We start from the raw sequence: 23,321 nt of genomic DNA, 5'->3' as shown, positions 1-23,321 counted from the left end.
GTTTCATCTGATAACACTGTGATGGATGGTGTTTCATCGGTCTCGGTCACTGGCATCGGATTATAAGGCCCGGCCAGTGCTGCAATTAATAAAGCAACAATGAATACCCGGCTCAGGATAAGATTGCGCTTGGCACCTTTACGGATCATTGCCCAGCCGATTAACAGCACAGGTACGATGGCCAGTAGATAATCTAAATGCTCAAAAGCTATCAGAATAATTCCCTCCTGCGCTGTATGATCATAATTTCCAGAAGTATAAGACCCAGAACAACCCAGATCAAATAAGCCGAGATATTTTTTTTGCCTTCACTGCTTAAAGTTTCAGGCCTTTCTATCAACTTGCTGCCAATCGAACTGGCATCAAGGGATATCTCACCTATGTTGGATTCCTTTGAGTTATAAAGATTTGATGCTACCATTTCCCCTCCGATATTGTAGATACCTGCCTGATCGATCCACAGATTGGTAGTGGTTATTGTGGTGCCATCGGGATTTATCACCACTTGCTTTGAAGGCAGCCTCAACATGGTGCCTGTTTTTACATTAAGCTCGTCCAGGTTTGTGCCTCCCACCCAGTCAAACATATTTTTCCAGAACAGTGGAAATTCCGGCAAGGTATTGAAGCCAGACCAGGCATTATCACCCGTGATATCATTTAGCCCAAGATAGACCACTTTTCCTTCACCCTGTCGAACATAGGATAGCATGGGTGATCCATCAGAAGCTTCAATAAGCACAATTGATCCATCTACTGAACTGCCTTTAATGTGTCGTACCACTTCCACATCGGTCAAGGGTAGGTTTTTGGTCAAAGCACTTTCAGAAACCAGACTTAGGTCGGTTTCATTTGATAATCCAGTGATGGATATGGGGAGCAAGCCTTTAAGACCGGTCAGACCTTCATTTGCAGATGCTATCAAAACACCGCCATTGTCCACAAACCCTGAAAGAGAATCCGAAAACCCGGGTCCCAGAGTGTTATTATTGACGTTTCCCAGGATAATAGTACCATATGGGGATAGATCAGACGGCAAAGTGGAACTGTATTCAACACTTACTGACAGCAGGTCCAATGCAGTTCTGGTAGGATTTTGATCCCTCATATCCACCATCAGGACCCTGCCTCCAGACCCTGCCAGAACCGATACATAAGCAGTATCATCTATTGCAAGCGCACCGCCGTTGTCTATAGAGACTTCAGTAATCCCGTTGGCGATGTTCTTTACAATATATGCTGCTGACTGGTCAGCCGGAACGGAAAGTGAACCTCCCCTGGATGTCCCTCCTGTTTTAATATTCAATGTGACTTTCTCAGCCCTGTTATTGAAATTTTTAATAATCAAATTCAGGTTATTCTTGCCGTCCTTCACATCCAGCCATCCGTTAGTGATGCCTATATTTTCACTGGCCTCTCCCACCTGTATGAATTTCACTTCAATACCATCGTATTCTGCCAGGGTTTTTGCTACCTGCGGGTCATCCCCTGTCCAGCTTGCAAAATCAGAATATACTATTACCACCCCGCCAGGTCCCACCAGTCGCTGGCCATAAGTAATAGCTGCTGCAAGGTCAGATGCAACGGCCCGTTGTGGTGTTAGTTCAATGATCTTTTTCGTGCTGGAAATGTCTACCTCATGTATTGCCAGTATAGGGACATTCTGTGCCCATACTACACTATTTACATTGGACAGGTTCCGGACAGCCAGATCTTTTGCTTTGTCCAGCCGGCCGCCAGCTTGCATGCTGGCCGAATTATCAATCACTATTACTGTATACTGACCTGAAGCCAACTCATCCGCAATATATGGCCCGGCAATGCAGAGGCTTAGCAGGATCAACACCAGCAGTTGTATAATAAACAGGGGGTCTCTTATGAGCTTTCTTAGAAGTAAGGATAATTTGTTACGCTGATGTTCACGTTCCAGGAAAAACAAAAGGGAAGGGACTTTGAGGTCTATAGTCCTGGGACGCAGCAGGTAAAGTATGATAAGCGGGATCACACTGGCAAGAGCCAGCAGTCCCAGGGTATTGGAAAAAAATATCTCAGGAATAATAGCCAATTAATTCATCTCCCGTGAATGGTCCTGTAGATGGCCTCAAAGATAGGCAGGTCTGTACTGAAACTGAAGAAATCTGCATCAAGGCGATTGCACTCGGTCTTTATAGCTGAAATATGTGATTCAAACTCTTCTTTATGTTCCGACACAAGGAAATTATTGATATCTGTAAATAACTGTTCAGAGGTCTCAAGGTCGTGAAGTTTTACAGCTCCTAAGGTGGAAAGTTCAATTTCTGAAGGGTCAAGCACCTGAATTACGATCAGGTCATGGCGCCCCATTCTAAATAATGCCAGCCTTATATCATCAAGGGGTACCAGAAAATCTGAGATTATAATTACCCTTGATTTTGATTTTATCAGCCTGCTATAATGATCTATGGAATTCCAGAATCCTGTGCGTCCACCAGGGTTTTTGGTATTTAGCAGATCAATGGCTGACATAAGGTTTATTCTTCCCCTTCCAGGTCTGGATACATTTAACTCATCGGAAAAAGTGGATATTGCGAATTTTTCATTCTCTTTCATCACCAGATAAGAATATCCAATTGCCAGCATGGCAGCATAATCGTATTTTTTAGTTCCTTCTGATGGATATTCCATGCTACCGCTAACATCCAGCAGTATATGAGTAGTCATGTCCCTGTATTCTTCAAACTGCCTGACATACAGTTTTTCAGAACGGGCATAAACCCTCCAATCAATTGTCTTGAAATCATCCCCTTTTTCATACTCACGGAATCCATACGCATCGGTCCCTCTTCCGATCTTGGTAGAACGGCGCGCTCCTGTGTATTGGTTTGATACCCTCTTTCTTGCAGAAAAGGTAAACCGGTCAAGTTCACGTAAGAAATCGGTAGAGATCATGATCTGGATAATATACGTCGTTTTTCAGGATAGATGCTTTGAGTGCTTGATTATTCCCTCGATCACCTGATCATGGGTCACACCCTTGCGCTGGGATTCAAAGTTCAGGATGATCCTGTGCCGTAATACAGGAAATACCATTGAATGCACATCTTCTTCACTTACATAATTGCGGCTCATTATCAGCGCTTTTGCTTTGGCAGCCAGGATAAGTCCGATACTGGCCCGTGGTGATGCTCCAAATTCAATATATTCTGTATCGGTCCTGGTTCTTTCTACTATCTTGATGACCCGTGTTTTTAATTCGTCTGAAATGGGAATGTCCCTGGTGAGTGCCTGCAGCTTGAGAAGTAAGTCTTTTGTGATTATCCTGTCAACAGTTGGTAAAATATTTCTGGTATACCTGTCAACTATCTTAGCTTCTTCCTCAAAAGAGGGATAATCCAGGTTGACCTTTAACAGAAACCGGTCTAGTTGGGCTTCAGGTAGCGGGAATGTCCCTTCCATTTCAATAGGGTTCTGAGTAGCCAGTACAAAAAAAGGCCGGTCCAGAGTAAATGTCTCATTGCCTACTGTAACTTGCTTTTCCTGCATACTCTCAAGCAGAGCGCTCTGGGTCTTGGGAGATGCCCTGTTGATCTCATCAGCAAGCAAGATATTAGTGAATACAGGACCTGGCTCAAACCTGAATTCTTTCCTGCCGCCTCTTTCTTCAACCACATAAGTACCCGTGATATCAGAGGGCATCAAATCAGGTGTACACTGTATCCTGCTAAATTTAAGATCAAGGATTTGGGACAGAGTACTTACAGTCAATGTCTTGCCCAGGCCGGGATTACTCTCTATCAGTGCATGCCCATCACACAAAATGGCAATCAATATCTGGGTTATTGCATCTTTCTGACCCACCACCACTTTTCCAATTTCGTCGTAGATCGATTTGAATATCTCACCAGAATGGTGGTAGGTATCTGAAAGATCGGGTATGTCTTTGTTCATAATATTCCTCAAAGATGTTGTTTTAATTAATTATTGATATATCAATTTTTTATCAGTTTACTGCGAAGTACTGCATATTCCATAATAAGGTCCTTATCAGTAGAAGATAATTGCTGGATGGCCTGATAGCTTTCATCTGCAGCTGCTGAAGATATTATATCCACGGGATATGTCTGGGAAGGCACAAACTGTACCTTATCTTCCGGACCAGTATTACGTATGGTCACAGATGTGCCCAATCCCGAAATAATGGTCAGTTCCACATTTTCCCCTGCTATACTGGCCACTGATATATCACCATAAATGTCCTCATCCAGTTTACCATCCTGGTTTTTTTCCTCTTCTGAAGAAACTATGTTCTCTAAAGGATTTCCGCCCAGATCCTCTATGACCCGGTTAACATTTTCAGGTGTGATTTCCAGAGGTGGCAGTGTATCAGAGAAACCGATAAAGGATACCAGCAATATTAGAGATACCAGTAATCTGATAGCCAGATGTTTTTTGTTAAGGAACGATCCTACATCTACCTTTTCGAGGCATGATGTGACCTGTGATCTCAAGTGGTTTATTATTACGTTGTCTTCGTCCCTCTTATCCCAGGCAGTCTGAAGTCTTTCCCTGGTCCAGACGTATCTGGATTCCAGCATCTCAATCGGAGTAAGGGCCGGGTTTTTCAGGTATATGATAATAACCATAAGTATTGCGATTAGTGCCGACAACCCAAAAACAATTATCTCATCCAGGGAAACTGAATCAAATACATAATATTCTATATATTGCGAAAAAAAAGAGATAATATTCAGATAATAAGCCAGTACATACAATATCAAGAAATAAAAGATGAAATCTGTTAATTTATAGTAAAACCTATATCGTTTGAATGCCCTGGAAATATTTTCCATCTCGTTATACATGTTTTCCTCTCAATACTGCTTGTGAGTATTGTTATTATTATATTTGAATAACCCCATAAAGGTTTATCTTTATGTGCGAATTTATTCGCAGTTTTTACACAGGAACAGTGGGGTTTTTTAAATCGACATCTTTATCTTCAAATTAACTATATTTTGAAAAAAATTCCATTAGTTAAGATATATAATTATGAATAAGTATTTCTATATTACCAGCAAATATAAATATTGCGATAAATAACAAAGAAATCTTCAGATTATTAATATAAACTAAAGAAAGAATAGGTGATAAAATTGAAAATACGAGTTGTAAGTTCAAAAGAAGAAATCGCTACATTAGAAAGTAATGAAGAAATGATCCATCTGGCATTTAGACCATCAAATAAAGATATTTTCCTACTTGTCCAGAGATGCGAGGATCTGAAAGCTATTCATATTCCAACTTCATATAAAAAGACAATATCTACTTCCACATTAATGTTTTTGGAAATGCAGGGTATTACCCTTTTGGAAGGAGATGTTTGGGGCCATCGAAAGGATATCAATGAGTACTACGAGATCAAACCACAGATATTTGATCGCATTGAAATTTTAAAAAGTGAAGGCGAATCAGATGATTCGATACTGAACCGTCTTGGTATGGAAACACGTTTAAGTAAAGATCTGCTTAAATTCTTAATTTAAAGCCAATGTAAACATTCCGGGTCAAACCGGAATTTTTTTCTATTTGATTGTTCTATTTTATTAGATAGGAACCGAAGGTATTATCCTCAAGTTCGATCACTTTTTCCCATAAAGGATAACAATCGCAATCCACTTCAGATAATACACCTGTATCCTGTGAAATTGAAAAATCACGTAGTATTTGGGCTATATCCCCATCACATTTTTTACAATTATGAGGGCCTCTATTTAAGCCAGCTGCTACCGGATCCGACATCAAAGTTATTTCAGGGAACAATTCCTTACCCTTAATAAGCACGTATACTGCACTCCAAAGCCAGGGTGGCCTGTAACTTTTACGTTCAGATAATTCTTCGACCAGTGTACCTTTTTGGATATTGCACAAATTAATTGAGATCGTAGTTGCGTAAGGTGCTGCGTCAGTTATTGACGCAATAATGTCATCTATGGCAGCTTTTTCTGAAATAAATGGCGGCTTTAAGAGTAAATATGCTTTTGTTGTGACTCCAAGAGATTTGGCAGTCTTAGAAGCTTTAATAAAGTCATTGAAAGTAAATCCTTTATTAATGCAATCCTTTCGGATTGCATCATTGCTTGTTTCAAGTCCAACAGCGATTTCTAACCTGATACCATATTTATCAAGTATCTCAAGCGAATCGTTAAGCTTTTTTTCAGTCACAAACTCGGGCCGTGTTTCAGCAACAATTTTTTTTATGGTCCCAATATCCCCGATCTTTTCAAATATCCCTGTCCTTACAGAGTGTGCTATCTCTCGATCATCGAAAAAACTGCCTGATGTGAATATCTTAATAAGGGCAGTATTATTTCCTATTTTTTTTAGTACATGATCAAATTGTGAGATGAGATTTTCATCACCAGGCGGGACGGTAGCACTATCATTGAAATACCCACACATTGAACAGCCACCGCTATGGCTCCAATGACATCCGATTGTATGAAAAATGACAGTCAATGAATCAACAGGTTTGCCTTCAAATAGGTCCTTACCATGCCAGACAGCTGTGGGAAAATCAGGAGAATGTTCTTTTTTTTTGTGACTTTTGCTCATCTGATTTAGTTGATTGGATTAATAGTATTTATTTCTACTATGATTTCTCAGTACCACAATAAGGGCAAAGCTTCCAATTAGGATTAACCACTTTATTAATCCGGGTAGGTATACTTTAGATCGGCACTTTCCCATTTTCCAGTTATTTTTTAGACACCGACTTTAGGTAAAATCGGTGTAAATCAGTGTTAATCCGCGTCTGAAAAAATAAAAAGACACGGATTTCGCGGATTTACACGGATTTGTAATCGCATCTGCATCTGATATATTCGTTGGAATAACTGGATTTTGGAACTGTGCCCTTTAGATCCTTCAAAAATTTTAATTACAGCTTTCGCTTCATCAACAATTGGAATATCATTCTTGGATTCCTTAGACTATTCAAACTCTATGGTTGCCGGGGGTTTTGGTGTAATATCGTAGACTACCCTTGCGACATCAGGTATTTCACTAGTTATGCGGGACTCGATCTTACTAAGCACGTCCCATGGAAGTTCCATAGGTCCTGCTGTCATACCGTCCCTGGATTCGACCGCACGAACGGCAATGATCCAACCGTGGATCCGCTGGTCACCTTTTACACCGGTTCCTTTTCCTAATATAGCTGCAAATGTCTGCCAGGGTTTAAATGGTTCGAGTAGTTCCTCTTCGACAATAGCATTTGCTTCTCTTACAACATCCAGTTTATCCTGGGTAACCTCTCCTATGATCCTAACAGACAAGCCCGGTCCAGGAAATGGCATCCTGGCGGATATTTCTTTTGTCAATCCAAGCGCCTGCGCTACTTCTCTCACCTCGTCTTTATAAAGTTCCGAGATTGGTTCAACGATACTATCAAAATCGACAACAGATGGGAGTCCGCCAACATTATGGTGTGATTTAATACCGCCCTCTGATTCGATCCTATCAGGATATATAGTTCCTTGAATAAGGTATCTGGCATTTAATTCTTTGGCTTCCTCTTCAAAAACTCTGATAAATGTTTCGCCCACTGCCATGCGTTTTTCTTCTGGATCAGTTAATCCTTTTAATGCACTTATGAATCGTTCTTTTGAATTGATTGTCAGAAGATTCATATCTCCAAATATTTCTTTTATTCGCTTGGTTTCACCCTTACGCATCAAGCCTGTGTCAATGTAAATAGGAGTTAAGAGTTCTCCTAAAGCCTTGTGGGCGAGGACAGCACATACTGAACTATCAACACCTCCTGAGAGCCCAATTATTGCAGGCCCATTAGTCTCGTCTTTGATTTGCTTAATTGCTTTTTCTATAAATTTATCAACATTGACCATTGATTATTGCTCCGGGAATAAACTTCACTGCTTTATCTGATATTGTTTTATAATAAAAGTCCGATTTCATTATTGATTTAATTTGTTATATTATTTATCCTATTGATAAAATGATAGTAAATCAAGTATTAACTTGAAAATATTATTGAGTTGAGGAAATCAAAATTTTGCTGAGGCTTATAAATTTAAATAATACCAGTTACCCTCTTATTTGAAGTGGATACAGATTAAGGAATTTCAGGTAATTCTAACAAGTTTGCCACTGGCTCAGATAATTCTTCTATTTTTTCAAAATCATAATTATACCCAGGATTAAACTAATAACAAATCCTACAATACCTATTATCTCAAGAGCTGGTTCATCACCTTTCCATATTAGCAGGGCTACTGAAGCTATTAATAAGATGGTAAGATAAAGATTTTGTAAAATACTATTAATAAATATTTTTTTATGTTTTGCATTCTCCTGTTTAATAACATTAGCTGCTTTGAACATTTTTATGCTCTCAAAAATATCATTAATACCAGATGGGACATTTTTAATAAGCTCATAGAAACTGTCCCATTCCATCTGGAAATCCTCCATAATTTTATGTGGTGAATATTTTGAGCGTGCCATTTCCCTTGTAAGGGCTTTAACCTCATACATAAGATTAAAATCCGGGTCAAGATCAAGACATGTACTTTCTACAAGCACAAGTGCCCTCTCCAGCAATGAAAAGGATCTTGGAAGCGATAAATCATATTTTAACGCAAGTTTTACGAAATCGTCGCTGTGATGTTCTCCAGGTCTGCTGAAATGCTGCCTGGAAATAACTTCATCAATATCCCATTTAAATGCATGAATGTCAATGTCATCAGGACTTTTTTTTGCCAATTTAAGAAAAGATCTGGCGGCCATGTCCACATCTTTTATGAAAACAGCATAAAATACAGAGTAAATATCCTTCTTGATGTCTGAATCTAATTTTCCAATAGCTCCAAAATCCAGGTACGCAATACTGCCATCATTTTGCACAAATATATTTCCAGGGTGAGGATCAGCATGGAAATATCCATCTATATAAACCATTTTCAGGAAACTTGAAGAAATGAGTTTTGCCAATCTGTTTCTTTCAGCTTTACTGAAGGTCCTGAAATCCCTTAGGGGGAGTCCATAAATGTGTTCCATTACCAGAATATTGTCGTTTGTGAGTTCCCAATATACCTTGGGAATATCAACTTGTTTGATGTTTAAAAAATTCTCCCTGAACCGCTCCATATTTAGGGCTTCATTCCGGTAATCCAGTTCACGGTTTAGCATTATCTTGAATTCGTCAAGAAAACCGTCGACATCGATATTGGTTTTTATCTTTAATAGTTTTATAAAGATAAACTTGATATCATAGAGAATATCCAGATCAAGGTTTATTACATCCATCATTCCAGGTCTGGCGATTTTAACCACTACATTCTCATTATTATATACTGCTTCATAGACCTGTGCAATGGAGGCACTGGCAATTGGTTCTTTATTAAATTCATCAAACAGGGTTGTAAAATCGCTATATGTTCCGGATTCACCAGGAACCGCACCGCAGATTATACTGAATGCTTCCTGCATCCTTTCAAAATCGTAAGGTTGCACTTTTTCCTGTAATTTTTCAAGCTCTTTGCCATATTCAACAGGGACGATATCTGGCCGTTTACTCATAGCTTGGCCAAGCTTAATGAAAGTAGGACCCAATTCTTCAAATGCCACACGCAATTTAACAGAATTCGACCTGCGATCAAAATCAATTGGGCAAGTACACAGGTCCACAACCCCTTGTTTCTGCTTTGATTCTCTTAAGAAAATATCGAAAAGTCTGTATTTATAAAAAACCCTGGCAATCTTGATATATCGTTTTATTTTATTGAACATCTTGCTAAATATCTGAGTGTTATAAGTTTATATAATCAATCATCGAATTGAATATTTTTTTCCCATCAGCAGATCCCAGGATTTCTTCAGACGCTCTTTCCGGATGAGGCATCATTCCAAGGACATTACCTTTTGTATTGAGAACCCCAGCGATATTTTCTAATGAACCATTAGGATTTGCCTCATCTGTGGCTTTACCTTGAGGATCAACGTATCTGAATGCTATTTTGTCCATGTTGTTAAGTTCAGAAATGGTAGTTTCATCTGCAAAATAATTTCCTTCCATATGGGCAATCGGCAAATTGATAATCTCACCTTTTTTGAACGCATTTGTAAATGGTGAGGTGTTATTATCCACCCTGAGATTGACCCACTGGCATCTGAATTTTGGATATCTGTTTGTCATCAGAGCCCCTGCCAGGAGACCCGATTCCACCAGGATCTGAAAACCATTGCATATTCCCAGCACAGGAAGGCCTCTATTTGCCATACTCCGGACTGAATCCATTATGGGTGCCCTGGCGGCGATGGCACCAGCTCTTAAATAATCCCCATAAGAGAATCCACCTGGTATTACTACGCCATCATATCCTTTCAATTCGTCCTTATACCATACCATATCGGCATCTACACCCATCACTTCAGTCAGAACATAGTGGACATCGTAATCGCAATTTGATCCACCGAACTGAAGGACAGCAATCTTCATCCAGACTCCTCGATCAGTATATTATAATTATGTATCACCGGATTGGCCAATAGCCGCATGCACATCTCGTCCACACGATCACGTGCCTGGTCAGCAGATGAGGCGTTCAGGTCAAGAGTAAATCGTTTTTGCATCTTTAAGTTATCTGTGGAATATCCCAGATGTTCCAGTGCTTTCTGGACAGTTGCAGCTTCCGGATCTAACATCCCATTTTTCAGTCCTATGGTAACTTCGGCGTGGTATTGCATTTAGTCTCCCTCAAAATTGAACGAATGTGTCAACAACAGCAATAATATTACTTTTTGTTGTTTATAAACTTGTTTACATGTTCTCAGGTGCAAATATTCCCAGGGAATCAAGGGCTGCTCCCAGTGCTGTCCTGGCACAATCAACCAGTACCAGTCTTGAATTGCGTAAAGGCTCTTCAGCACTCAGTACAGGAACATACCTGTAGAACTGGTTGAAAGCATCAGCTAATTCCCTGGAATAGGTAGCAAGATGATGGGGTTTTAATTCACTGGCTGCAGTTTCTATAATGGATGAGAATTTACCTATCATTTTTATTAGTTCGATCTCCTGATCTTCTAAAAGCACAGTGATATCATAATCAAGATTTTCCATATTGATACCTGATTCTTCTGCTTTGGCCAGAATATTACATGCCCTGGCGTGGCTGTATTGGATGAACGGCGCACCCTGTTTTTCAAAATCCAGTGCCTCCCGCCAATCAAACACTGTGGACTTCTCAGGCGAGACCTTGATAATGTCATATCGAACAGCTCCTATACCTACGAATTTTGCCACATCCTGTTTGAACTGCGAACTTGTGTCTGGCCGCCTCTTTTCCACTTCTTCCATTGCCCTTTCTTCGATCTGATCCAGCAGTTCATCTGTGCTAATAAATTTCCCGCGCCTGGTACTCATGCTGCCTTCAGGCAGAGACACGAACTCAAAGATCACGATCTCAGGTTCTTTTTCACCAAGTATGTTAAGGACAGCTTTTAGCTGAGATGAGATCAGTTTATGGTCTGCGCCCAGTACATCGATCATCCTGTCGCAATTTTTTGCTTTCCAAAGATGGTATGCCAGGTCTCTTGTGGTATATAATGAGGTACCGTCGCTTCGCTGTATGACCAGTTTCTTCTCAAAACCATAATCTGAAAGCTCGACCATTAATGCACCATTATCGATTACTGCCCTGCCAGTATTTTTTATGCGGTCAATGGTGGTAATTACGTCATTGTTTCTTACAAATGTTGATTCCCATGCAAAGGAATCATGGCTGATATTTATTCGCTGCAAACTCTGTTTGATACCGTCCATAGCAAGTTCAACAGCATGTTTGAAACGCTCTGCCACCTCCACGTCACCATGTTCAATTCGCTGCATCAATACATCGATCTCGGCAACCTTATCGGGCTGTTCCTCCAGCACCCTATTTGCTTTGATATAGATGTCAGCAATGGCATGGTCTGATTTCTTCTTCTTATCAAAATCAAAATGTCCCAGAGCCCATGAGACGATGGCGATCTGCCTGCCCATATCATTAATGTAATACTGGTTTTCTACTTCAAATCCGGCTTTTTTCAATATCCGCCCCAGGGTATCCCCAATAACGGAATTGCGGATATGACCCACATGCAGCGGGCCGTTTGGATTGGCTGAGGTATGTTCCAGAATGACCTTTCCGCGACCGGTCTGGCTTCCATAGTCCGTGCCTTGCTCCCTTACAGTTGACAATGTTTTGTCTAGAAATCTCTGATTAACAAAAAAGTTCAGATAAGGCCCTGTAATTTCTACCCTGTCGATCAGTCCGGCTTCCGGCAGCTTGATGGATGCTGCAATCATTTCGGCTATAACCTTTGGACTTTTCTTGCATACCGGAGCTAACCTGAATGAGACCGAAGAGGCGATATCTGCATGCATGGACTCTTCAAGGTTCAGGTCTGGTATTTCAAGGTTGTTTGTTTCAAGGGCTTTGTTCAGGACTTCTGTTACTTGTGATTTGAATTGTAAAAACATGGTTCATCATATCTTTTTGTAATGGGGATTGTAGATAGATGACTATCTACATAATTGTTTCTTTGTATATTTACATATGAGAATAGCATAGTAATCATTTCCAATTTCTATGAGGAAGATGTTTGAATTATATATTTCCAGGCATCTTCAACAGTCAATACTTCCACAACCTCCAAACCCGGTACTCTTACTTTCTGATCAACAGGAACGATGAAAACAATTGCACCCTCGTCTCTGGCAGCTATTGCTTTTTCTTTAACAGATCCAACTTCGCCTATGATATGACGTTCTTCAATAGTACCGGTGATCAGCACATCGTGAGTTATATTATACTCTTCCATTGCAGCTATGACAGCTATTGTTATTGCGGCTCCGCCACTTTTACCCGCTATTTCTGTGTTCCTTGATCCGGCCGGGGCTTCAATGGAGATCAAAATATCTTTTTCATCAATATCTGTATTGGTAATTTCACTGGCAGCCTTAATAGATAACTGGACAGATGATTGCAACCGTTCATCAAATCGAACATTGGTCACATCCAGAAAGAGATTACCATTACCGTTTTTTATTATAACCTCCAGGGGAATTGTCACACCATTCCCCTTCGAGTTTATGCCAACCACGGCATAGTTACTTTTCGAGATTTCCTTTAATTTTAACAGTTCCTGCTCAAATAAATCTTTCTGGATTTTTTCCTTTCGCAAGTTTTCTTCAGTAGTATTGAGAATATATTCCAGATTTGAAATATCCAATTGCTGCTCACTTGACAGATTGGTCAAATCTTCAATAATTTTATTCTGCTGGTCGAATTTTTGGTCGATAATAATTGAACTTACAATCAATATTATTAGTGCAAAAATATAAACTAATTTTCTTTTATTCACGATCAACCTCTTACATAAGATTTACCACTCATGGGATAAGATGCCATATCAATCACAATTTTTCCAGAATCCTCGGCCATACCGACAGCCCGATTATCAGTGCCAACAGGAAAATGAATACCGATCCCAGATTGGTATCAGTGGTAGTATATGCTTCTGAAACGGCACTTCTGCCTGTTGACAGTACATAGAACAGGACTCCAACTACCAGTGCTGATAGGGAGCTGGTTACAAAGGTATGCATGAATTTCACAGCCAAATCTAGCCCTCCTGCCGTTTGAGTTTGAACCGCTTCAATAGCAGTGCATTAGTGGTCACAGACACCGAACTCATTGCCATGAACAATGCTGCCAGTGCCGGAGCAACCAGGTATGGACCAAATACACCCAGTGCAATGGGTATACCTGCAGCGTTGTACGCAAAGGCCCAGAACAGACCCTGTTTGATCTTGCTCATGGTCTTTTTGCTCAGTTCGATACTTGATACTACATCCCGCAGGTCGTCCTTGATAAGCACGATCTGGCCAGATTCCATGGCAACATCGGTACCGCTGCCAAGAGCTATGCCGATATCTGCCTGGGTGAGTGCAGGCGCATCATTGATACCGTCTCCCACCATGGCCACCTTCCGGCCTTCAGCCTGGAGCTTCTTGACCTCATTGGCCTTATCCTGGGGCAGCACTTCGGCAAGTACACGGTCTATACCCAGCTGTCTGGCAATGGCATTGGCTGTACGGTGGTTGTCGCCCGTGATCATGATGGTTGTGAGACCCATTTTCTGCAAATACCCAACCGCATCTGCTGAGTGCTCTTTCAGGGTATCTGCCACGGCAATGATACCTATGATCTCATTATCCTTTGCAATGAGCATGGCGGTCTTGCCGTCGTTCTCCAGGGATTCCATGGTCTTGTTCATGGGTGTCGGGTCCATTCCCTTATCAGACATGAGTTTACGGGTACCCAAAAGTATCCGGCTGCCATTGTAGGTGACTTCCACACCATGGCCTGCAATAGCATTAAAATCCTGGCCGTTAGGGATATCCAGACCCTTCTGGGTGGCACCGTTCACGATGGCCTCACCCAGGGGGTGTTCAGAACCCTTTTCTGTGATGGCGGCCAGCTGGAGCACGGTGTTTTCATCTATTCCTTCCGCCGTGACCACAACATCGGTCAGCACTGGTTCGCCTTTGGTCAGGGTACCGGTCTTATCAAACACAATGGTATCCAGTTTCTGTGCGGTCTCCAGTGCTTCGCCGCCCTTGATCAGTATGCCATTCTCGGCCCCTTTGCCAGTTCCCACCATAACAGCAATGGGTGTGGCCAGACCAACAGCGCACGGGCAGGCAATTACAAGGACTGTGATCGATATTAGCAGGGCGGCCAGGAATGGACTGGCAATCCCGTGTTCTACTGGAATGTTAAACTTGACAAATCCTATGAAATACCAGTAAAAGAATGCCAATAGAGCAATGCTCATGACAGTAACGATGAAATGACCGGCCACAATATCTGCTATCCTCTGAATGGGTGCCTTGCTGGTCTGGGCATCTTCCACCAGTTTGATGATCTGGGCCAGGGCAGTATCGGCACCTACCCTGGTGGCCCGGTATTTGAATGTCCCGGTCTTGTTTATGGTAGCACCTATGACCTCACTGCCCGCATTCTTTTCCACAGGGATACTCTCACCTGTCAGCATACTCTCATCAATAGCAGAGCGCCCTTCAGTTACAATACCGTCCACTGGTAGTTTTTCACCCGGCCTGACCACCACGATGTCACCAGGTTTCACATCTTCTATGGGGATTTCGGTCTCAACATTGTCCACCAGGACCCGGGCCGTCCTGGCCTGCAGACCCATGAGCTTCTTTATAGCCTCTGAGGTCTTGCCCCTTGATTTTGCTTCCAGGTACCGGCCCAGAACTATGAATGCTATCAGCATCACTGCAGTCCCGAAGTACTTGTGCTCGAAAGCCTCACCCAGGTCAAGGAAAATGCTGGCCGTACTTATCAGATATGCTGACCCGGTTCCTGCTGCAATAAGCAGGTTCATGTCGGTGGCACCGTGTCGTAATCCTTTGTATGCACCTGTGAAGAACTGTTTTCCAGGGATGAGTATTACAAGTGAGGCAAATATTAACTGGAAATAATCGTTGCCCAAAAAACTCATTATATTGGGGATGGCAGCCACCAACTGGGGGATGTTCTGTCCCATCTCACCAATTGAAACAGGAACTGCCAGAACGAGGGCAATTATCAGATTGCGTTTCTGGGACTGTATTTCCTTCTCACGAGCTTCCCGTTCACGGTCAACATCAGACCCCTGTATTTCCTCTGCACCATATCCAATATCTTTAACAGCTTTTATGATCTCTTTAATTGTAATTTTAGCAGAATCGTATTCAATATAACCTTTTTCTGTGGGGAGATTCACTGAGACCTTATAGACCCCATCCAGTTTCCTGAGTCCTTTTTCAATATTTTGTGCACAGGAAGCGCAGGTCATGCCAGTGAGATGCAGGGTAACACTGTCCTCTACCACACCATATCCCAAATCAGTAATAGTAGTGTTGAACTGCTCAGGACTGACAAGAGATGGATCGTATTCTACCATGGCCTTCTCTGTGGTCAGGTTTACAACGGCTTTATGGGTTCCTGGTAGTTTATTAAGTCCCTTTTCAATATTCTGGGCACAGGATGCACAGGTCATGCCGGTAACGCTAATTGTGGCCTTCTTAGCTTTATTTGATGGGGAAATTGATATTTCTTCAGTTAGCAGTTTCTTACCTTCAGGAGTAGGGACAGGACAGGCTTCCTCTTCATCCACCACCTGATAATCAGCGTCCCTGACTGCCTGTTTGATCTGTTCCAGATCTACCCTGGAAGAATCATAGGAAACAGTAGCCTGACCTGCTTCCAGGTCCACATTAGCAGATGTGACACCGTCAAGTGAAGCTATAGCATCATGAATACGTTTCTGGCAGTGTTCACAGGTCATACCCTTTATATTGATTATGACGTCTTCCATTGATATCGCCCCGGAATTTGAAAAAAGCGGTTAAACCTTGTACCCACTTTCAGTAATAACTCCTTTCAAATCTTCAATATCAATCTTGTCTGAGTCGTAATTAATCTTTGCCTGGCCGGGACTAATTGTAAATAATACAAAATGCATTTAATGACACTGAAAGAGTAATAACATATAAAAGTACCAACAATAAAATTCAATGAAATATATATTATAAATACTATAATGTAATTATTAACCAGAGGAAGGTAATGAGCGATACAAAAAAGATCCTACTGACAATATTGTTGGGTGCTCTGATAATATTTGGCTCTATTTATACATCAACACGGAATAATAATGCAAATGATCAGTCAAGTAATGATGGCAATGCTACCGTAAAATTGGGCTTACTTACCTTTCATACCAATATAAGCCAGGCTCTAGAAACTGCCCGGTCGGAAAATAAAATGATATACATTTACGCCAGGTCTGAGTTTTGCGGCTGGTGCAAGCAATTCGAAGCAGAATCATTAAGCGACGAGCGGATCATTGGCATTTTGAATGAAAATTTTATTTTAGTAAGAGTAGATGCGGTAAAACAAAAATCACTTGCTTTGAATCTGGGTATTAGCGTAACTCCATATTCAATCTTTACCACATCCGAAGGCAAGGATATCCCTGGGGCGCGTATTCCAGGCTATATGGATCAGGAATCTTTCTATTTACATTTAAGCGGGATAATTAATAACGAGGAATGATATGCCAGCAAAGAAAAAGAACGATAATACAAAATTATTGATAATAGCGGTAGCAGCTATTATTCTCATTGGTATTTTTTGGATTGGCCCCAACCTGAAAGACATTGTGGGAAGTTCCCAGCCGGCACCTGCACCAGTCCGGACCGTGGATTACACCACACTGGAACTGAGCTCGAATTTCAGGGGCCTGGCCGATGGTCTGAATATGACACCCAGGGGTGTAATTTGGGCTCAGTTCGTTAATATGAAACTGGCGTCAGGTACACCCATTGAAGAATATGCATCAGAAAGGGTACAATCCATTGGATTCTATGGAGTACCTCTTGTTGCGATGTATAGTGCAGATTACAGTGCCACATCCTGGATCGAGCTCCATGATATCGGTTATACCAACCAAGGGATTCAACCGGTAAGGAGTGAAGGTATGAGCAATGTAATTGCTGCCAGACCGTTCATCTATGGACATACTATTAATGTTGAGAAGACCAGACAACTAATTGCGGATCCTTCAAGCATGGACAGTGCCTATTTGGATTTCCAGATCGTGTTAGAGGGAATTGATGTAGATAATAGAATCATTTCAGCTGTGTCAAATGCACCCAATCAATATGCTGATATTTTCTATAGTGGTTTAAGTGACGCATGTAACGGCCTTATGAAGCATGAAATGGTCTATCATCTGAATTCAGGTGGTGCGTCACTCACTTCCCATTATGAAGACAGAGCTTCAAACAGCATTGCCAATGGGTTTACCAGTTATGATGTGACTCAGGATAATAATATATTAAAGGTCACTGTTATAGGAATTCTTGAAAATGTCCTGAATGAGGCAATATAATAATAATTAGGGAAATATTTCAATGGTAGTCCAGGCCCCCTCAATAATAATGGCTTTTGTAGCAGGATTATTTACAATACTTACTCCCTGCATTCTACCCATTCTACCGGTGGTACTGGCTGGTTCCCAGGGCAGCAAGTTAAGGCCGGTCTCAATTGTTATTGGCATGTCAATATCTTTCACCCTGATGGGAGGATTGATCTCGGCTGTAGGTTCTTCACTATTTGAATATGGAGAATACCTGAGATGGTTTGCTATATTCTTTATCACAGGGATGGGCGCGGTTATGTATGACGAGGATATCAATAATTTCTTTGTAAGCATAACATCCAGGCTTATCCAGGGCGGGAAATCAATTCTATCACCCATCACAAGCAGGGGCCCAAAGATCAATGATGATGGGATTGTCGGAGGATTGGTCTTAGGTTCATCACTGGGATTTATGTGGATACCATGCGTTGGCCCCATCCTGGGATCCATTCTCATGTTTGTCAGTATAGAAGGTAATTTTGAATTTGGTATATTGCTATTGTTTGTATATTCTGCAGGTGTAGGGATTCCCATGCTTATTATCGCTTATTCGGGAAAATATGCTGCTACCAACTTCAAATGGCTTATTCCTTATACGCCCAAATTTAAAAAACTCTCAGGTCTGATCCTGATATTGGTGGGACTTATGATACTGTTCGACATAGATAAAATGATACAGGCAGCACTGCTGCCCTACTTCCCACCTATTATTTAAGAGGATACCTGATGAATAAAAAATGGATACTTACACTTCCTGTGTTGGGCTGAAAATTATAAATAAATATAGATAAATTAATACAATATATTAACCAAAATAACAAAATAAAGATAACATGATATGGTAGGTAAGATATGAAAACTAGAAAAGCATTAACCATCCTGGTGCTGATTTTTGTGGTCTCTTTCTTATATTTGACCATCCACAGTTCAGTGGTCCTCAGTGATAAGAATTATGCATATATATCAGATTACAAATGGGATAAGAATCTGGATAATGGACTGGCCATTGCCAAAGAGGAAAATAAACCTGTTTTTATATATTTTTGGGCAGTGTGGTGCCAATATTGTGAAAAATTCGAAACCCGGACATTACCAGATGAAAGGGTCAAGCAGATGCTTGAGAATGATTTCATATTAGTGGCCGTTGATCTGGATGATGATAGGGCTACATCCCAGCGCTATGGTGTAAGTTACCCTCCTCATGAACTGTTCGTGGATGAGAACGGGCAGATAATTAACAGGGTAGGCGGATATGTGGATGCTGATTATTTCTATAATGTACTTCAGATGGTCAAAGCAGATTATTATTCGAATCACGGAGGACAATAAATGGAACCTGGCGATTCGATACTGCTGGTTACCATAGTGATCAATGTCGCTATGCTGGCAGGACTGTTACTGAAAGAATTTGGAAAGAATGATATAATTATCCCATGGTTAAAATGGCTTTCCAGATCGGTGATCGCTTTATTGACCATTGATCTATTGCTGCTTACCAGTTATTTTGTAAACTCCAATTTCAGATACATATATGTGTGGCAGTATAGTGATCTGGCATTGCCTTTACTGTATAAAATATCGGCAGTACTTGCCGGACAGTCCGGGACATTGTTGTTCTGGGTTTGGGTAATATTCATATCCTCATGGTGGATGAGCGAAAAACAGGGGTGGAATTCAGCTCTTCTTCGCAGGACCCAGATGGTGACCATATTGGTAGGTCTATACTTGCTGTTAGTAACCACGATAATATCACCTTTCGAGACTATCTATATCTCCAATCCCGAACTACCCATAAGTTTTGTGCCAGATGATGGTTCAGGATTGAATACCTTGCTTATAACTCCCTGGATGGCAATTCATCCGCCAACCCTGTTTTTAGGGTATGGTCTGATAACAATTCCATTTGCAGCTGCTATGGTGTTTCTGTTCACGGGAGAGAAGGGCTGGGAACCCATTGCAAGACAGTGGGGCAGACTGACCTGGTTGTTCCTTACATGGGGTATTGCACTGGGTGGTATCTGGGCTTATCTAATATTAGGCTGGGGAGGATTCTGGGCATGGGACCCGGTAGAAACTGCTTCTTTTATCCCTTGGCTTGCTCTTACTGGATTTTTGCATGCATTATCGCAATATAGGAAAAATAACAAGAATTTCCAGTTGGCTGCACCTTTATTTGGGGCATTTTCATTTGCTCTGGTCATATATGCGGCTTTAGTGGTCCGCAGCGGATTGTTCAATTCAGTCCATGCTTTCGGAGAGTCAGATACCGGGACGTACCTGTTGATACTGACTGTTATATCAATAGTAATTCCTACAGCCATTGTAGTTAAGAAATACCTGAACAGTAGCAAACCTGAGGACGAAAAAAGTGATATGAGTTTCAAAGAGATGGTCTTTGATGCATTTGAGAAACAAAACCTGTTCTACATTACTCTTATCATATTTGCACTGTTAGCCCTGGTTTCCATCTGGGGTATCACCTTCCCTGTGATCCAGCAATTAATGGCAGGTGAAAAGGTTACAATGGCACCCCAAACAGTGGATTTCTTTAACGCCAATTCATATCCGCTTGTGATAATATTATTGCTTGTCGCCGGCTTTTGCATGCAATATAAGAAGAGCACCAAAGTCGAATCAATGAAGATCCTGGGTATTGTTGCAATACTTACCATTCTAATGGCCTTCTACAAGCTGAAAAACTTCCATCTGCTTGATCAAACAAGTCCTTTCTTTGCTTCCCAACCTCCATTTTACAGGTTAATGGGGGAAATATCGGTAATGTCAATCTTCCCACCACTGGGATATCTCCTCTATGCAGTTGTACAGACATTTTACGATGATCTTAAAAAATACAGGGACAAGCGGAAAGTATTGATCAACAGATCCGGAGTGTTATTGATACATTTAGGTATTGTGTTCATTCTCTTCGGGACCCCCATCAGTGTGTCCTTTGGCAGTACTTCCAGTGCAACCCTCACCCCCGGGCAGCAGGTCAGTGTAGGTGGCGGGTATAGTCTTATGCTTACTGACACGCAAAACAGTGCAGCTTCAGACTCATATATCGGAACGTCCCTTGGTACCATTATAGCCAATCCGGAATCATATTCTGATGCTAATATCGAGGTCAGTGGTAAGGTGATTGAAAAGTATGATTCAGATAGATATTCATTTTTAACTATCGACGACGGGACCGGACAAATGCAGATAGCTACCGGATTGTTGGATGTCGAGAAAAATGCAAAGGTGACAGCTACCGGGCTGTTGATGACCGATTTTGAAAGTCCGTCTTCCGGGAATGTATATCCAATAATATTGTTTGCTCCTGATGTTCAATACCTTACAGCCTCTGGTGGACTAAATACTGAGAGTGTTTATATCACAGTCTTCAAGGATGGGAAAGAAATCGGAGATGGAAAAGCCAAATATGTGACCGGAAAAAGCGGTAGTGCTACCCATCCGATGGTTCTAAGGAAATTAACCAGGGACATCTACATCTTATTCCAGGGGAGAGATGGGGGGGGTGTACCTGTGACCTTCAAGATTATTCCTATGATCAACGAGGTGTGGGCCGGTATCGGTTTCTTCTCAGTTGGTATAGTCATGATCATGGCAACGAACTCGGTGAGAAGCAAGGTTCGAAGAAAGAGAGTAAACAAGGTTTAGCATGGCAGTCCTTCAGGGATATAGCAACACATACCGGCGTGCCTACTATTGCAAGCCGGTGCCTTCAAACCTTTTTGGACAAATATCAGAATCTAAAAAAGAAAGTGTACATCTTATTCCTGAATATCTGCTTCATATTTGGACGGACATTTTACAAGAATATTCCTTGCTGTAAAAAGGCCATCTGAATACTGCCCCTGTACTACTACAGGAATATCTGCTGCGAAACTGTTGGGGATATTCCCTTTGTAATATACATCCATGGTGTCCTGACCATCAGTCATTTCGAAAGTGAGTTCTGTCTCTCCCGGGTCCCAGGTGATTGTATCATTAACTACACTTCCGTTTACATTGACCAGTTTCCCATTAAAACCACCATTTTTCAGTTCAGTGATTTCAATATATTCGTTGATAGAATTACCCATTCCAGTGAATGTAAGGTACGCTACCACTGCAACGAGTGCAATAACGCTGAGGATGGTTTTACTTTTTTTATTCATACTAACTTTTTAATTGGTTTTGAGCTATATGAGCTTTACGATAGATGTAAAATTATTCTTTTAGGTTGAACTAATCTGGAAAATTGAAATATTCTCAGGAATCTATTTTTTGAAAAATAAATATAATTCCAATAATTAAAGTTAGTAAACCCAGCATGTTTATTATGAATTGGGCTCTGAACAGGAAATAAGAAATATTATAGGGATTCATAATACTTTCGAATTATTTCTCTTATGCCTCAATTTTACATTTTGCTCTAGCTGATGAAAAAAGAGGAGTTTTCACATGATATTTGAATCCAATTTAAATGAACAGGCATGAATCGACTGTAGTGAGTAAACGGAGCGAAGCAGAGAGAACGAACGAAAGACGATTGATGCACTACTGAAGGGGACGGGCTGAAGCATGAGACCGGTTCCCGGGTCTCTAAACACTAATCTTCACTTATTCACATGGAGTGGAGTAAGAAGATATGAGTTAATAATACAGCAAGCTTGAGAGTGGGGATATCATGGTGTGGGGTTGGCTGCCGGGGAGGTAATGGATACAGGTTAATGCTGGTTTACAGAAGAGTTGGGGGTTGTGGTGATCGCTATATTGAAACGAGTTTATAATTAGCCCGCCCCGCATCACACTTTTACATCCCCAAACATCTCACCGACACATTTCCCGAACTCCATAAACGCAGGCATATCACTAATCCCCTCATCCCCATTACCAAAAGCATCCAGTGATGATGTCCCGTATATTGGCTAATTTGTCGGCACAGGAGAGTAGCTTCATGTCCCGGCCCGCATTTTTAATAAAGTCAATGGTATGTGCCTTGCGCTCAGGCTAAGTCTTACTTTTGCCCCCGTCCGCATTTATCAGTTCTTCCGGCTCGGAAGCCCCATCTACCAGGGTCGCCACGTCATCACCGAACTCATCTCTGATATCGGACAGTGTGGTATCCTCATCTTCTACAACATCATGCAGCAATCCCACAATAACCACATGCCTGGGGCTTTATTCTTCATGAGGGTGGAGGCAACGTCCAGAGGATGGACGATGTAGGGTATGGTTGACAGTCCATCAACTCATATTTCGCACCCCTCTTTTGTAATATTTATCTTTTTTCCACCAACAAT

22 protein-coding genes are annotated in these 23,321 nt (G+C 41.4%); 6 read left to right on the top strand and 16 right to left on the bottom strand.

The features are described 5' to 3' along the window. From IBX40_02460 to IBX40_02440, 5 genes are all read right to left on the bottom strand, one after another. Window positions 1-149: hypothetical protein (locus tag IBX40_02460; GenBank protein ID MBE0523188.1), on the bottom strand; the 149-nt coding region annotated here is incomplete at its 3' end. Between the two features lie 62 nt (window positions 150-211). Continuing rightward, window positions 212-2,062 (bottom strand): BatA domain-containing protein, encoded by a 1,851-nt coding sequence (locus IBX40_02455; GenBank protein ID MBE0523187.1) that lies wholly within the window; start codon window positions 2,060-2,062, stop codon window positions 212-214. Between the two features lie 5 nt (window positions 2,063-2,067). Further along, a complete protein-coding gene (locus tag IBX40_02450; GenBank protein MBE0523186.1) occupies window positions 2,068-2,925 on the bottom strand; it encodes a DUF58 domain-containing protein in 858 nt (285 codons plus the stop codon). 24 nt (window positions 2,926-2,949) lie between these two features. Continuing rightward, on the bottom strand, window positions 2,950-3,924 hold the full coding sequence (locus IBX40_02445; GenBank protein ID MBE0523185.1) for a MoxR family ATPase: 975 nt from the start codon (window positions 3,922-3,924) through the stop codon (window positions 2,950-2,952). A gap of 41 nt (window positions 3,925-3,965) precedes the next feature. Next, on the bottom strand, window positions 3,966-4,838 hold the full coding sequence (locus IBX40_02440) for a hypothetical protein (GenBank protein MBE0523184.1): 873 nt from the start codon (window positions 4,836-4,838) through the stop codon (window positions 3,966-3,968). Between the two features lie 291 nt (window positions 4,839-5,129). Here IBX40_02440 and IBX40_02435 point away from each other — a divergent pair, with 291 nt between their 5' ends. Then, on the top strand, window positions 5,130-5,519 hold the full coding sequence (locus IBX40_02435; protein ID MBE0523183.1) for a DUF1699 family protein: 390 nt from the start codon (window positions 5,130-5,132) through the stop codon (window positions 5,517-5,519). A 52-nt stretch (window positions 5,520-5,571) separates the two neighbouring features. On the opposite strand, the gene IBX40_02430 is transcribed toward IBX40_02435, so the two are convergent. The 9 genes from IBX40_02430 to IBX40_02390 all read right to left on the bottom strand — a co-directional run bounded on the left by IBX40_02430 (window position 5,572) and on the right by IBX40_02390 (window position 16,392). Next, a complete protein-coding gene (locus IBX40_02430) occupies window positions 5,572-6,588 on the bottom strand; it encodes an archaeosine biosynthesis radical SAM protein RaSEA (GenBank protein ID MBE0523182.1) in 1,017 nt (338 codons plus the stop codon). 377 nt (window positions 6,589-6,965) lie between these two features. Continuing rightward, the gene (gene guaA, locus IBX40_02425; GenBank protein ID MBE0523181.1) at window positions 6,966-7,880 is read right to left on the bottom strand and encodes a glutamine-hydrolyzing GMP synthase subunit GuaA; all 915 of its coding nucleotides are present in this window, start codon (window positions 7,878-7,880) and stop codon (window positions 6,966-6,968) included. A gap of 280 nt (window positions 7,881-8,160) precedes the next feature. Next, window positions 8,161-9,783, bottom strand: a complete 1,623-nt coding sequence (locus IBX40_02420) for an AarF/ABC1/UbiB kinase family protein (GenBank protein ID MBE0523180.1) — start codon at window positions 9,781-9,783, stop codon at window positions 8,161-8,163. A 19-nt stretch (window positions 9,784-9,802) separates the two neighbouring features. Then, window positions 9,803-10,492, bottom strand: coding sequence for a phosphoribosylformylglycinamidine synthase I (purQ, locus tag IBX40_02415; GenBank protein ID MBE0523179.1), 690 nt, complete (start codon window positions 10,490-10,492; stop codon window positions 9,803-9,805). Next, window positions 10,489-10,740, bottom strand: a complete 252-nt coding sequence (gene purS, locus IBX40_02410; protein MBE0523178.1) for a phosphoribosylformylglycinamidine synthase subunit PurS — start codon at window positions 10,738-10,740, stop codon at window positions 10,489-10,491. The genes purQ and purS overlap by 4 nt, the downstream gene beginning before the upstream one ends. Before the next feature lie 73 nt (window positions 10,741-10,813). After that, a complete protein-coding gene (locus tag IBX40_02405; GenBank protein MBE0523177.1) occupies window positions 10,814-12,514 on the bottom strand; it encodes an arginine--tRNA ligase in 1,701 nt (566 codons plus the stop codon). 107 nt (window positions 12,515-12,621) lie between these two features. Continuing rightward, window positions 12,622-13,398 (bottom strand): hypothetical protein, encoded by a 777-nt coding sequence (locus IBX40_02400; protein ID MBE0523176.1) that lies wholly within the window; start codon window positions 13,396-13,398, stop codon window positions 12,622-12,624. A 52-nt stretch (window positions 13,399-13,450) separates the two neighbouring features. Beyond that, on the bottom strand, window positions 13,451-13,657 hold the full coding sequence (locus IBX40_02395) for a hypothetical protein (GenBank protein MBE0523175.1): 207 nt from the start codon (window positions 13,655-13,657) through the stop codon (window positions 13,451-13,453). A 2-nt stretch (window positions 13,658-13,659) separates the two neighbouring features. Next, window positions 13,660-16,392, bottom strand: a complete 2,733-nt coding sequence (locus IBX40_02390; protein MBE0523174.1) for a heavy metal translocating P-type ATPase — start codon at window positions 16,390-16,392, stop codon at window positions 13,660-13,662. Window positions 16,393-16,673: 281 nt separating this feature from the next. On the opposite strand from IBX40_02390, the gene IBX40_02385 reads away from it, so the two are divergent. The 5 genes from IBX40_02385 to ccsA all read left to right on the top strand — a co-directional run bounded on the left by IBX40_02385 (window position 16,674) and on the right by ccsA (window position 21,693). Continuing rightward, a complete protein-coding gene (locus IBX40_02385; protein MBE0523173.1) occupies window positions 16,674-17,162 on the top strand; it encodes a DUF255 domain-containing protein in 489 nt (162 codons plus the stop codon). 1 nt (window position 17,163) lies between these two features. Beyond that, window positions 17,164-18,000 carry a hypothetical protein gene (locus tag IBX40_02380; protein ID MBE0523172.1) on the top strand — a complete coding sequence of 279 codons (837 nt, stop codon included), beginning with the start codon at window positions 17,164-17,166 and terminating at the stop codon, window positions 17,998-18,000. 22 nt (window positions 18,001-18,022) lie between these two features. Next, window positions 18,023-18,745 (top strand): cytochrome c biogenesis protein CcdA, encoded by a 723-nt coding sequence (locus tag IBX40_02375; protein MBE0523171.1) that lies wholly within the window; start codon window positions 18,023-18,025, stop codon window positions 18,743-18,745. Window positions 18,746-18,882: 137 nt separating this feature from the next. After that, window positions 18,883-19,359, top strand: coding sequence for a thioredoxin family protein (locus IBX40_02370; GenBank protein ID MBE0523170.1), 477 nt, complete (start codon window positions 18,883-18,885; stop codon window positions 19,357-19,359). Continuing rightward, on the top strand, window positions 19,360-21,693 hold the full coding sequence (ccsA, locus tag IBX40_02365; protein ID MBE0523169.1) for a cytochrome c biogenesis protein CcsA: 2,334 nt from the start codon (window positions 19,360-19,362) through the stop codon (window positions 21,691-21,693). Between the two features lie 113 nt (window positions 21,694-21,806). On the opposite strand, the gene IBX40_02360 is transcribed toward ccsA, so the two are convergent. Next, window positions 21,807-22,193 carry a cytochrome c maturation protein CcmE gene (locus IBX40_02360; protein ID MBE0523168.1) on the bottom strand — a complete coding sequence of 129 codons (387 nt, stop codon included), beginning with the start codon at window positions 22,191-22,193 and terminating at the stop codon, window positions 21,807-21,809. Window positions 22,194-23,028: 835 nt separating this feature from the next. Then, window positions 23,029-23,187 (bottom strand): HD domain-containing protein, encoded by a 159-nt coding sequence (locus IBX40_02355; GenBank protein ID MBE0523167.1) that lies wholly within the window; start codon window positions 23,185-23,187, stop codon window positions 23,029-23,031. Window positions 23,188-23,321: the final 134 nt, after the last annotated feature.

The organism is Methanosarcinales archaeon, assembly GCA_014859725.1.
Lineage (GTDB): Archaea > Halobacteriota > Methanosarcinia > Methanosarcinales > Methanocomedenaceae > Kmv04.
This window is presented reverse-complemented; position numbering and strand designations above follow the sequence as displayed.